Here is a 12,794-nt window from a genome sequence, read left to right as displayed (position 1 = left end):
CTGCAAGGTGCAACGCCTCCCGCATGATGAGGGGGCGTTGCAACTCATCAATCACCCTGTTTTACCTGCACATCTCGCTCCTTCGCCGGCAAGGCCCGCAGCCGCCAACGCCCTTCCAATTGCATGGCCATCACACTGCCCAGCACCACGGCCGCCCCCAGCATCACAGAAGATTGCACCCGCTCTCCCAGGACCATCGCAGCCAGCAGCATCGCCACCGGCGGAATCAGATACATGGCGATCGATGCCCGACTGACCTCCACCCGCTCCAATACGTAAGCCCAGGCCAGATAGGCCAAAGCACTGGGAAACAACCCCAGCAACAGCACCGCCAGATTTACCCGCCACGACGCCTGTGCCACCGCCTCGGGCAACCCGGGTGCGTACACCGACAACAGCAACGTACCGCCCCAAACCATGTAGCACACCGTGGTCAACACGCCATAGTGCCCGGAAAAGCGCCGCTGCAAAACGAAGTACAACCCCCAGGAAAAAGCCGCCAACAACACCAGCAATCCGCGCGGTTCGACCGAGCCCAGCCCCTTGTCGGCCGCCACCACCAGCACCGCTCCAAGCAAACCCACCCCCACGCAGCCCCAGCGCCAACCACTGACCGGCTCCTTGAGCCAGAAGAAGGCGATCAGCGTGCTGAAGATCGGTGCCGACTGCGCCAGCACGCTCGACGCGCCGGCACTCAAGCCCTGCTGACCATAATTGAGGCTGACGTGATGCAGGGTGATAGCAAAAAAACCCAGCACCAGCAGCCAAGGCAGATCACGCCAGCGCGGCAGGGATATTTTCAACGCCACTGCCATTGCCGCCATGAACAGCGAAGCGATCAGGAAGCGCAGCAGCGCCAGATGCCCCGGACTGTAGCCCTCAAGGCCAATATGGATACCCACCGGTGAATAGGCCCAGCACAGAATGACCGCAGCGGTAGCCAGCAATGACTTGAACCCAGGTAAGCGCTTCACGGCACAGGCATCCAGACAATAAGAAGAAACGCAGTCTCTCGCCCCCCCATAACTCACCACAACTAACCGATACTAACGCCACCCATCACTGGAAATGAGCAATGGAACTGACCCAATTGAAGATGGTGAAAGCCGTGGCCCGCTCCGGCAGCATTGCCCGCGCAGCCGAGCAATTGCATTGCGTGCCCTCCAACATCACCAACCGCCTCAAGCAACTGGAGAACGAGCTCGGGACCCCGCTGTTCACCCGGGTCGGGCGCGGCCTGAAGATCAGCCCGGCCGGGGAAATATTCCTCGGCTACAGCGAGCGAATCCTGGCTCTGGTCGACGAAGCCAAACGCGCCGTGGACAGCCAGGCGGAGCCCAGCGGATTGCTGCGCCTGGGCTCGATCGAGTCCTGCGCTGGCGGCCGCCTGCCACCGCTGCTGGCGCAATACCACCGACGCTACCCCAAAGTGAACGTGGAACTGGTAACCGGCACCTGGTCGCAACTCTTTGAAGAACTGCAACACCAGCGTATCGACGGCGCCCTGGTGGCCATCGACACCTTGCCGCCCAAGCTTCAGCAAACCGTGCTCTACCACGAGCCACTGGTGCTGATCTCCAGCGCAGGCACCGCCGCCATCCGCAGCGCCAGCGATTTGCAGGGGCAGAATCTGTTCATGTGGCCACCGGGCTGCCCCTATCGCCGCGCCCTGGAAACCTGGCTCGCCAGGCACGGCCTGAACCTGCCCATTACTGGGTATGCCAGCTGGGGCACCATTATCGGCTGCGTCAGTGTCGGTGCCGGCGTCTCGCTGATACCGGAAGGCGTGCTGGAGCGCTATTCGCAATCGGCGACCCTGAACGTGCAGCGTTTCAGCGACCTGCTGCCGGTGGACAACCGCTTTGTCTGGCACCAGGACGTGCCGCGACACAGCGCGCGGGACGCATTTGCCCAGTTGTTGCGGGAACAGCTGGGAGCATGACGCCCTTTCCCGGCAAGCCGGCGAGCGTTTCGGCACAATGCACGAGCGCCCCGGCACAACAACGGACTCAGCCGGCCAATAGACTCGTCTTTCATCACCAACACCCAGACGAGCCCCTCATGAAAAACCGACTTTTACTCAGCGTGCTTTCCTTGGGTCTGAGCCTTGGCGCCCACGCCGCCGAGTTCAGCATCAGCAGCCACGACATCAGCGACGGCCACCCCTTGAGCCCTCGTGAAGTGTTCCAGGGCTTTGGCTGCGAAGGCGGCAACACCTCTCCCGAACTGTCCTGGAAGAATGCCCCACCGGGTACTAAAAGCTTTGCCATCACTGTTTATGATCCGGACGCCCCCACCGGCAGCGGCTGGTGGCACTGGACCCTGGTCAACCTCCCGACGTCCACCCAGCAATTGCCCAGGGGCGCCGGTAGCGCCAACGGCGAGCAACTGCCGCCCGGCGCCATTCAGGGGCGTACCGATTACGGCCAACCCGGCTTTGGCGGCGCCTGCCCGCCAGTGGGCGATAAACCGCATCGCTATCAATTCACCGTCTGGGCATTGAAGGTGGATAAACTGCCCCTCGATGCCCAGGCCAGCGGTGCATTGGTGGGCTACATGCTCAACGCCAACGCCTTGGCCAAGACCACACTGACCGCTACTTACGGACGCTAGTAACGATGAATGCTCCTGCCGGCCTGCTGCATCATGAAAGCCGTATCGACACCTGCGTCATCCGCGCCCGGCAAGCCCATGTCCTGCAACGGGTACCGATTTTCGTCAGTGCTCTGTGCCGGGTGCGCCAGGGCGAGAAACGCATGGAGTGGGACGACCGCCAGATGCGCGTGGGCGGCCAGCACCTGATCCTGCTGCCGGCGGGACGCGAAGTGGGCATCAGCAACTATCCGGGCGCGCAGGGTCACTACATCGCCGATGTCGTGACCTTTCCTGCACCGGCCTTGCGGGCGTTCAGCCTGCGCTACCGCCAGCAGATCATTACCCGTCCCGGGCGCAGCGGCGCGGACCTCTGCGTCCCCCTGGAGCGGCACACCGCCCTGGCCTGGGACAACCTGCTGGAGTGCATTGCCAGCGATGCACCGGACGCCCTGCGCAGCCACTACGGCGAAGCGGTGCTGCTGGCCCTGGCCCTTGGCGGCTGGGCCGGCCCATTGCTACTGGATCGTCACGACCCACTGTGCGAACGGGTGCAACAGATCCTCATGAGCAACCCGGCGCGGGACTGGACAGTAGCCTGCGTCGCCGAGCGCCTGAACCTTGGGGCTTCCACATTGCGTCGCCAGCTGGCGAACGAGAACGACAGTTTCAGCAACATCCTCGAGAACGTCAGGCTGGGCCTGGCCCTGCAGTGGCTGCAAACCACGCCACGCCCCATCGGTGAAATCGCCGCAGCCAGCGGCTACGCCTCGGCATCACGCTTTGCGGTGCGCTTTCGCAAACATTACGGGCTTTCGCCCCGAGAACTGCGGGCAGCGATCTAGCCAGCGCGCATCACTGCGACAGGCCATCCATCACCGCATCGATGAAGGGCGCCTTTTGCGCGAGATACTCGCCAATGCCCTCGCGATTGCCGGCTTCAAGCCGAAGCTTAAGATCCTGATACTGCTGACGGATGCCGCTGTCCTGACGCAACAGATCACGAAAACGCAGCATGCGCCCGATCTGCTCATGACCACAGATGCAGACATGCACTTTGTGGGTGCGCACGCCCTCGACATCGCGGCGGTAAAAGTGATGCCCCGGGGACAGATCACTGCCCCGGACATAGCCCAGGGTTGCCATGAAGGCGTTGCGCGCAACCTCATCCCGATGCTCCACGACCACTGCCAGAAGATCGATTTCCGGCTTGGCCGCCAGCCCAGGCACAGCCGTGCTACCCACGTGATGTACCGCTATCAGTTCGCAACCGAAACCTTTGGCTAGGCGCCCCTTCTCAGCGCTGAATGCACCAGGCCACTGATCGTCATAGAGGGAAATCTTACTGGTAAGCGCCATGACCACTCCTTGATGCAAAGGCGTTGGATATTCCAGAAACGAACCGCACGGGCTTGCTGGACAAGGGATTAGCGAACCAGAAATCGGGCGCACGACAAAAAACACGCCAACAGGGATGCTGCGCGGCTTCGAAGACTTTCAGGTGCTTTAAGAATTTTGATCAATCTCGCTGAGGACCAACGAGAAGCGTTATGGAGGCAACCCCACCAGCCACACCCCGGCACACAATGTTCCCGCTGTGGCTGCTGCCTTCCGGCTCTGACCAGGTTCACGGGTAATCGTTGCGGGGGGACCGATGGGGTCACCATAACGACGTTCGCCTGACGGCGAGCCGCGCCATTGTACCTATCTGAGTTGAACTTACAACCGCTCGTTGCAGATTAAAAAATCCGATGAGCTTCAAGCACTTGGATACACCTCTGGGTAAAAGCCTTCCCCCACCGCCTGAAGGACGGTGGAGTCAGTCCAGGGACAGCACTTCGTCGGCGCGGCCGCCTTCTTGCTGGATCACCAAATGAATGAAATGCAGCTTGGCAATCACCGCCGGCGACAGGATGAAGGGGTAGAAATCCGGCTGGCCCATGCTGCGGGACAGTTCGTTGAGCATGCCAGCCAATTCGATCCAAGCGTTGACGAAGGCCAGGAACGCCGGTCCGCCAGGATGCTGCGGGTCGTACAGGCTGCTCAGGGGAAACGGCTGGTAGTCGAGATCGACGTCGCGGGCACTCATGCCAAAGCCCAGGGCGGTGTCCACCGCGTCCATCATGTGCAGGTAGTGAGCCCAGGTTTCCGCCCAGTCCTCCCAGGGGTGCATGGTGGCGTAGGCGCTGACGTGACTTTGCTGCCAGCCGTTTGGCGCGCCCTGCTGATAGTGCTGCTCCAGAGCCTCGGCGTAGCTGTAGCGCTCGTCGCCGAACAAGCTGCGAAACGACTCCAGCCAGGGGCTGTTGGCAATCAGCCGATCCCAGTAGTAGTGCCCCACTTCATGGCGAAAGTGCCCAAGCAGGGTGCGGTAAGGTTCGTGCATCTGCGCCCGCACCCGCTCGCGATGGGCATCATCGGCTTCCTTGATATCCAGGGTGACCAGGCCATTGGCATGCCCGGTAATCGGCGTCCTTCCCTCAAGATCAACACCAAGGAAGTCGAAAGCCAGGCCCCGCTCCTCGTCGTCGCTCTTGGGGATCACTTGCAGCCCGAGGGCGATCAGTTGGGCGACCAGGCGGCGCTTGGCGATTTCCACTTTGCGCCAGCGCTCAGGATTCTCCGGGACGGACAAGTCGGGGATCGTGCGGTTGAGGCTGCAGGCTACGCACAGATTGCCGGTCAGGTGGGCCGGCAGCAGCCAGTTACAAGCGGCGGGCGTATCGAGGTTGGCGCAGCGCTTGAAGGCACCCGCCTCAGGCTCGGCATCCAGCAGCCAGGTCCCGGCGGCGGGCCCTGGCTGCAGGGACGACAGACAGCCTGATTGCGGCGCATAACCGAGCAAGGCAGAGCACGCCAGGCACTGGCTGTTGCGAAAGAACAGCGACTGCCCACAGCGGCATGACCAGAGTTTGCTGTTGCGTGAGCGGTCGCCGACGAAGGGCGCGGCGATCCGGGAACTGAGCTGCTCGAAGAAACGGTACATGACGCATCCTCCCTGGGGCTTGCCAAGACTAGATCATCCTGGCTGCCTCATCGTTCCCTCGGCCTGTCAGGAGCCGGCTTGCCGGCGAAACCATCGCTGCCCAGCCGGCTCCCAAGGATCACGCGGGGATGGGGATGCCGTGGTCGACGAGAAAGGCGACAAAGGCCGCTTCATCCAGGACCTTGAGCCCCAGCTCATTGGCCTTGGCCAGTTTGGAGCCGGCTCCGGGGCCGGCGACGACGCAGTGGGTTTTCGCCGAAACGGACCCCGCCACCTTGGCCCCCAGGCTTTCCAGCTTTTCCTTGGCCACATCGCGACTCATCAACTCCAGGGAGCCGGTGAGCACCCAGGTTTTGCCAGCCAACGGCAGGCCTTCGACCACCTTCTTCTCGCTCTGCCAATGCATGCCAAAGGCCTTGAGCTGCTCTTCGATGGCCTGGGCCAACCGGGCATTGGCCGGGTTGTCGAAGAACTCCCGCACCGACTTGGCCTGCTTCTCCGGCAGGGCCTGGCGCATATCCAGCCAGTCAGCCGCAATCACGCCCTGCAGGGAACCGAACTTGTCTGCCAGTTTCTGCGCCGCACCCGGCCCCACCGAGGGGATATTGAGCTTGTCGAGCATGCCGCCCAGCGTGGTGCTGGCGGCAAACTCTGCCCCCAGCTCACCCTGATCCTGCAACACCAGGCCGCATTGATCCTCGGCCAGCAAGGCACCAATCACGCTCTGGTTATGACTGTCTTCGAAAAAGCTGTGAATCTCGTGGGCCACTTCCAGCCCCACATCCGGCAGGTAGGTCAGCACCTGGGGCAAAGCCTGCTGGACCCGTTCCAGGGTTCCCAGGGAACGGGCCAGGACCTTGGCGGTTTCCTCACCCACATCAGGAATACCCAAGGCATAGATGAAGCGAGCCAGGGCCGGACGCTTGCTGTCCTCGATGGCCTTGAGCAGCTTGTTGCTGGAAACCTCGGCAAAACCTTCCAGATCGATGATCTGTTCGTACTTGAGCTGATAAAGATCCGCAGGCGAAGCAATGAGCTTTTCGTCCACCAGTTGCTCGATGGTCTTGTCCCCCAGGCCTTCGATGTCCATGGCTCGACGGGAAACGAAGTGGATGATCGCCTGCTTGAGCTGGGCACCGCAGGCCAGACGACCAACACAGCGATACACCGCGCCTTCGCTGACGGTTTCCCGGCCCTTGCTGCGCTTGACCAGTTGCGTGCGTTCGACATGAGAGCCACAGACCGGGCAGCTTTGCGGAATCTGTACCGGCCGGGCGTTTTCAGGGCGACGCTCAACGACCACCTGCACCACTTGCGGGATCACGTCACCGGCGCGGCGGATGATCACCGTGTCGCCGATCATCAGCCCCAGGCGCGCCACCTCATCCATATTGTGCAAAGTAGCGTTGGACACAGTGACTCCCGCCACCTTGACGGGCTTCAGGCGTGCCACCGGCGTCACGGCACCGGTGCGGCCGACCTGGAATTCCACATCCAGCAACTCGGTGAGCTCTTCCATGGCCGGGAATTTATGGGCAATGGCCCAACGCGGCTCCCGGGCACGGAAGCCCAGTTCACGCTGAGAGGCGATGCTGTTGACCTTGAACACCACACCGTCGATCTCATAGGGCAACGCATTGCGCCGCTCGCCGATCTCACGGTAATAGTCCAGGCATTCATCAACCCCTTTGGCCAGGCGCAGCTCACGACTGATGGGCATGCCCCACTGCTTGAGTTGCTCCAGGTTGCCGATATGCGTGTCGGCAATGTCGGCACTGACTTGGCCCAGGCCGTAGCAGCAGAACTCCAGCGGCCGGCTGGCAGTGATCTTCGAATCCAGCTGGCGCAGGCTACCCGCCGCCGCATTGCGCGGGTTGGCGAAGGTCTTGCCGCCCGACTCCAGTTGCGCCGCATTCAAGCGCTCGAAACCGGCCTTGGACATGAAGACTTCGCCGCGCACTTCCAGGGTCGCCGGCCAGCCGCTGCCTTGCAGCTTGAGCGGAATGTTGCGCACGGTACGCACGTTGACGCTGATGTCTTCACCGGTGGTGCCGTCGCCACGGGTGGCGCCACGGACCAGCACACCATCCTGATACAGCAGGCTGACTGCCAGGCCGTCGAGCTTGGGCTCGCAGCTGTACTCCACCGCCGCACCGCCACCAAACAGATCGCCCGCCGGCAGGTCCAGGCCCTCGTTGACCCGGCGATCAAACTCGCGCATGTCGACTTCTTCAAAGGCGTTCCCCAGGCTGAGCATGGGGATTTCATGGCGCACCTGGGTGAAGGCCGAGAGCGCCGCGCTGCCCACACGCTGGGTTGGAGAGTCACTGGTGACCAGCTCCGGGTGCTCGGCCTCCAGGGCCTTGAGCTCGTGGTACAGGCGGTCGTACTCGACGTCCGGAATGCTCGGTTCGTCCAGTACGTGATAACGGTAGTTGTGTTGGTCCAGCTCGGCGCGCAGCTCAAGAATGCGGGTTTCAGCGGCGGTCATGGGGGTTCTCTCATAAAGCAAAAGAGCAGCCTAGGCTGCTCGATCTGAAGATGGGGGCGTGGGCTTCGCTGGCAAGCCAGTTCCTGCACAGTCAGCTCCTGCGAGAGGAACTGACTGTGGAAGCTTAGCGCTTCTGGGTCAGAGCGCGGCGTTCGAATTCGACGATACGCTGGCGGTAGTGCTCGATGGTCTGGGCAGTCAGCACGCTGCGCTGGTCGTCCTTGAGTTCGCCATTGAGCTCCTGGGACAGCTTGCGCGCCGCCGCCACCATCACGTCGAAGGCTTGCTTCGGGTGACGCGGGCCAGGCAAGCCGAGGAAGAAGCTCACCGCCGGAGTGCTGAAGTGATCGATATCATCCAGATCGAACACGCCGGGCTTGACCGCATTGGCCATGGAGAAAAGCACTTCGCCATTGCCCGCCATGCTTTCGTGGCGGTGGAAGATATCCATCTCGCCAAAACGCAGGCCACTTTCAAGGATATTCTGCAACAGCGCCGGGCCTTTGAAACCGGCGCTGTCACGGCAGATCACACTGATCACCAGCACTTCTTCGGCCTGCGGCTGTTCCTTGTCGCTGTGACTGGCAGCCTTGCCTTCATCCGCCGGGAAGTCATCGTCGCGGCTACTGAAGCTTGGGCCGCTATCCAGATCCAGGTCCAGATTGAGGTCACCCTGATGAGGCTCGCCCCCACGCTTGCCGCGCTTGGACGAAGAACTATCCCGAGGCTCGCGGGCAGGCATGCTCACCGACGGCAGATCGTGCTCGTCCAGTTGCGGTTCTTTATGAGTATCCAGCACCCGAGGCGGACCCAGGAGTTCGGCACTGCCTTCATCGTCCGGCAGATTGGAAAGACTTCGATCAAGACGGAACTTCAACTTCCCCTTGCCGCCGCGCATACGCCGCCAGCCATCAAAAAGAATACCGGCGATAACAATAATGCCGATGACGATCAGCCACTCGCGCAGACCGATTTCCATGTAATCCCGTGCCTCTATAAAAAATGCTGAAAAATAAGGGGTTTACAATCTGCAAACCGCTTTAAAACGTGGCGCCAACTCTATGTTCTGAATGGCGTTTTGCCCACGCATAGGAAAAATTGACATTAAACTAGCACGACCAAAGGCAACTTTACACCGTCTGTCGCAACGGTTACGGCCAATATGTCGATTGGCCAGCTTGGTAATGGGAAAAATCCCCCGGCTTGCCGTCCAATAGTCGCCTTAGTCGCACAGACTCAAGCGTCCACCATCGCCATCGCCTCCTCGACATCCACGGCTACCAGGCGCGAACAACCGGGTTCGTGCATCGTCACACCCATCAACTGATCGGCCATTTCCATGGCGATCTTGTTGTGGGTGATATAGATGAACTGCACAGTCTGCGACATCTCTTTAACCAATCTTGCATAGCGTCCAACGTTAGCGTCATCCAGCGGCGCGTCAACTTCATCGAGCATGCAGAATGGCGCCGGATTCAACTTGAAGATGGCGAATACCAGGGCCAAGGCAGTCAATGCCTTTTCGCCCCCCGAGAGCAAATGAATGGTGCTGTTCTTCTTCCCGGGAGGACGCGCCATGATCGTTACCCCTGTATCGAGTAGATCTTCGCCCGTCAGTTCCAAATAAGCGCTGCCGCCACCGAAAACTTTTGGAAAGAGTGCCTGCAAACCGCCGTTGATCTGATCAAAGGTATCTTTGAATCGATTGCGGGTTTCCTTGTCGATCTTGCGAATCACGTTTTCCAGGGTTTCCAGGGCCTCCACCAGATCGGCGTCCTGGGCATCCAGATAGCGCTTGCGCTCGGACTGCTGCTGATACTCGTCGATGGCCGCAAGGTTGATTGCGCCCAAGCGTTGAATTCTTGCCGCAATGCGCTCCAGCTCTTCTTCGGCGGCCTGCTCGCTGGCCTCCCCGGCCAGGGTCGCCAGCACGCCGTCCAGGTCGTAGCCATCGGCCAGCAACTGCTCCTGCAAGGTCTTGCGGCGCACGGTCAGGGCTTGCCATTCCATGCGTTGCTGTTCGAGCTGGCCGCGGATCAGTTGGGATTGCTGCTCGGCCTGGTTACGGCGCTTCTCGGCATCGCGCAGTTCGCGATCGGCATCTTCCAGGGCGATCTGCGCGGTCTTGAGCTCGACATCTACGGTCATGCGCTTTTCCAGCAGCTCTTCGAGCTTGAGGCGCAGTTCTTCCAGCGGTGCCTCGCCCTCCTCCAGGTTGAGGCTGAGCTGTTCGCGCTTCTCGGTCAGGCGCTCGGACTGCAGCTCCAGGCGCTCCAGGGCCTGACGCGTGGAATCGTGCTGGGCCTTGAGGGAGCCCATGCGCACCGCCAATTGATGAGCGTGATCCTTGTGCTGGCGTGCTTCCTGGCGCACCCGATCAAGGCGCTCGCGCAAGCTGTCGCGCTGGGCCAACAGCAGCTCACGCTGCTCGGTGTCCAGGGCCATGCTGTCGAGGGCCTCCTGCAATTGCAGGCGCGCCTCGCCCACTTGTTCATGCTCCAGCTCACGCTGCTCGCCGAGCTCTACCAGTTCCTCATCGAGGCGGGTACGACGCAGATTCAACTGCTCGGCCTTGGCCTTGCCGGCGGACAGCTTGGCTTTCAATTCACCCTGCTGGCGAGCCTCATCCTGCAACAGGCGACGCAAGTGTTCGCGACCGTTCTCCTGCTGACGTTGCTGGGCCCGCAGGTTGAGCAATTGACTCTCCAGGGCTTCGACACTGGCTTCGCGCTCATCGCGCTCCAGGGTCAGTTGCTGGATTTCCTGGCCTCGCGCCAGCACGCCACTTTCCGCTTCGCTGGCCCGCCGTACCCGCAGGAAATGCCGGCCGACCCAGTAGCCGTCGCGACTGATCAGGCTCTGCCCGGCTGCCAGTTGCCCACGCAAGGCCAGGGCCTGCTCGAGGTTTTCCACCGGTTTGACCTGCCCCAGCCAGGGCGACAGATCGACCGTGGATTCCACCTTGTCCAGCAAGCTGCCGGGCATGCGCAGCGCATCGTCTTGCAGGCTCAGCAGACGCAGGTCGCCTTGCTGGAAACCGGCCAGATCGATACCGGTGAAATCATCCACCAGCACCGCTTGCAGATCGGCGCCAAGCACGGTTTCCACCGCCAGCTCCCAGCCCGCCTCCACCTGCATGCCATCGGCCAGGCGCGGACGCTCGGCCAACTGCTGTTCACGCAGCCACTGTGCAGTACCGGTGCCCGGGTCCAGCGCGGCTTGCTGCAGGGCCTCCAGAGACGCCAAGCGGCCATTGAGCCGCTGCAATTCACCCTGGGCCTGCTGCTGGGCCTGGGTCGCCTGCTGCAATTGCTGACGCAGTTGCTCCAGGCGCTCGACCTGGGATTCCTCACTGGCTTGCAGGTCTTCCAGAGTTGCTTCGCTGGCGGCTAGTTGTTCGTTGAGTTCGAGGATCGCCGCGTCTTCCGGGTCGGCCGAGAGCAATTCGCGCTCCTCCCCCAGGCGTCGCTGACGCTCGGCCAGCCGCTCCATGCTGCTTTCGAGCTGCTGGATGCGCGACTGCTGCACTTCCGCCTGGCGCCGCGGCTCGGCGGAACTCAGGTTGAAGGCGTCCCACTGCTCCTGCCAGCCGTGCATGGTGGTTTCGGCTTCTTCCAGGGTCGCGGCGGCTTCCTCGGCGGCGGCTGCAGTGACCTCCTGCTCGGGCTCGAGCATGGCCAGCTCTTCCCCCAGAGTTGCCAGCAAGGTGCGGTCGTGGCCCAGGTGTGACTCGGTCTCCAGGCGCGCACGCTCGGCTTCCTTGAGATCATCCTGCAATTGCCGCAGGCGCTGCTGGCCGTGCTGGATGCTTTGCTCGACCCGGGCAATGTCGCCGCCCACCGAATAGAAGCGCCCCTGCACCAGATTGAAGCGCTCGGACAATTCATGGTGACCGTCACGCAAGCGTTCGATAGCAGCATCGGCATTGCGCTGCTCAGCCACCAGGGCCTCGAAGCTGACTTCCTGGCTACCGATCACCGACTCGCGCTGGCCGACCTGCTCATTCAATGCCTGCCAGCGCAGAGCCGACAGTTGCGCCTTGAGCTGGCGCTCCTCGGCCTTGTATTCCTGATACTTCTCGGCGGCCTGGGCCTGGCGATGCAGGCGTTCCAGCTGACGCTCCAGCTCTTCGCGCAGATCGGTCAGGCGGGCGAGGTTCTCATGGGTGCGGCGGATGCGGTTTTCCGTCTCGCGCCGGCGCTCCTTGTACTTGGAGATGCCCGCGGCTTCTTCAATGAAGTTGCGCAGGTCCTCGGGCTTGGCCTCGATCAGCTTGGAGATCATGCCCTGCTCGATGATCGAGTAGCTGCGTGGCCCCAGGCCGGTACCAAGGAAGATGTCGGTGATGTCCCGACGGCGGCACTTGGCGCCGTTGAGGAAATAGCTGTTCTGGCTGTCGCGTGTGACCTTGCGGCGAATGGAGATCTCGGCGTAGGCCGCGTATTCACCCACCAGGGTGCCGTCGGAGTTGTCGAACACCAGTTCGATACTGGCCTGGCTCACCGGCTTGCGACTGGTGGAGCCATTGAAGATGACATCGGTCATCGACTCGCCACGCAGGTTTTTCGCCGAGCTTTCGCCCATCACCCAGCGCACGGCGTCGATGATATTCGACTTGCCGCAGCCATTGGGCCCCACCACCGCCGCCATGTTACTGGGGAAGTTCACCGTGGTCGGATCGACGAAGGACTTGAACCCCGCCAGCTTGATGCACTTGAGTCGCAC

Annotated in this window: 9 protein-coding genes and 1 other RNA gene; 3 read left to right on the top strand and 7 right to left on the bottom strand. The window is 61.9% G+C overall.

Translation table 11 applies throughout. The features are described 5' to 3' along the window. Positions 1-47 precede the first annotated feature (47 nt). A complete protein-coding gene (locus ACMGF8_RS14850) occupies positions 48-974 on the bottom strand; it encodes a DMT family transporter (protein ID WP_416760064.1) in 927 nt (308 codons plus the stop codon). A 101-nt stretch (positions 975-1,075) separates the two neighbouring features. On the opposite strand from ACMGF8_RS14850, the gene ACMGF8_RS14845 reads away from it, so the two are divergent. The 3 genes from ACMGF8_RS14845 (at position 1,076) to ACMGF8_RS14835 (ending at position 3,437) form a co-directional block, all read left to right on the top strand. Next, complete coding sequence (locus tag ACMGF8_RS14845; protein ID WP_416760062.1) at positions 1,076-1,942, top strand: LysR family transcriptional regulator; 867 nt, start codon at positions 1,076-1,078, stop codon at positions 1,940-1,942. A gap of 119 nt (positions 1,943-2,061) precedes the next feature. Then, positions 2,062-2,613, top strand: a complete 552-nt coding sequence (locus tag ACMGF8_RS14840; RefSeq protein WP_102863820.1) for a kinase inhibitor — start codon at positions 2,062-2,064, stop codon at positions 2,611-2,613. Positions 2,614-2,618: 5 nt separating this feature from the next. After that, on the top strand, positions 2,619-3,437 hold the full coding sequence (locus ACMGF8_RS14835; protein ID WP_305948250.1) for a helix-turn-helix transcriptional regulator: 819 nt from the start codon (positions 2,619-2,621) through the stop codon (positions 3,435-3,437). 10 nt (positions 3,438-3,447) lie between these two features. Here ACMGF8_RS14835 and ACMGF8_RS14830 read toward each other — a convergent pair whose 3' ends face one another. From ACMGF8_RS14830 to smc, 6 genes are all read right to left on the bottom strand, one after another. Next, positions 3,448-3,951: a GrpB family protein gene (locus tag ACMGF8_RS14830; RefSeq protein ID WP_102863822.1), complete on the bottom strand. Its 504-nt coding sequence runs from the start codon at positions 3,949-3,951 to the stop codon at positions 3,448-3,450. A gap of 201 nt (positions 3,952-4,152) precedes the next feature. Then, positions 4,153-4,249: signal recognition particle sRNA small type (ffs, locus tag ACMGF8_RS14825), an RNA gene on the bottom strand. 162 nt (positions 4,250-4,411) lie between these two features. After that, complete coding sequence (locus tag ACMGF8_RS14820) at positions 4,412-5,578, bottom strand: zinc-binding metallopeptidase family protein (RefSeq protein WP_416760058.1); 1,167 nt, start codon at positions 5,576-5,578, stop codon at positions 4,412-4,414. Between the two features lie 118 nt (positions 5,579-5,696). Continuing rightward, positions 5,697-8,069 carry an NAD-dependent DNA ligase LigA gene (gene ligA, locus ACMGF8_RS14815; protein ID WP_115581944.1) on the bottom strand — a complete coding sequence of 791 codons (2,373 nt, stop codon included), beginning with the start codon at positions 8,067-8,069 and terminating at the stop codon, positions 5,697-5,699. A 124-nt stretch (positions 8,070-8,193) separates the two neighbouring features. Further along, a complete protein-coding gene (zipA, locus tag ACMGF8_RS14810) occupies positions 8,194-9,048 on the bottom strand; it encodes a cell division protein ZipA (RefSeq protein ID WP_102863825.1) in 855 nt (284 codons plus the stop codon). Between the two features lie 257 nt (positions 9,049-9,305). Beyond that, positions 9,306-12,794: a chromosome segregation protein SMC gene (gene smc / locus ACMGF8_RS14805; RefSeq protein ID WP_416760055.1), complete on the bottom strand. Its 3,489-nt coding sequence runs from the start codon at positions 12,792-12,794 to the stop codon at positions 9,306-9,308.

The sequence above is a fragment of the Pseudomonas sp. BNK-7 genome (assembly GCF_048072025.1).
In the GTDB taxonomy this organism is placed as follows: domain Bacteria; phylum Pseudomonadota; class Gammaproteobacteria; order Pseudomonadales; family Pseudomonadaceae; genus Aquipseudomonas; species Aquipseudomonas danubii.
The sequence above is the reverse complement of the archived record's forward strand: the minus strand, read 5'-3'. Positions and strand labels throughout refer to the sequence as shown.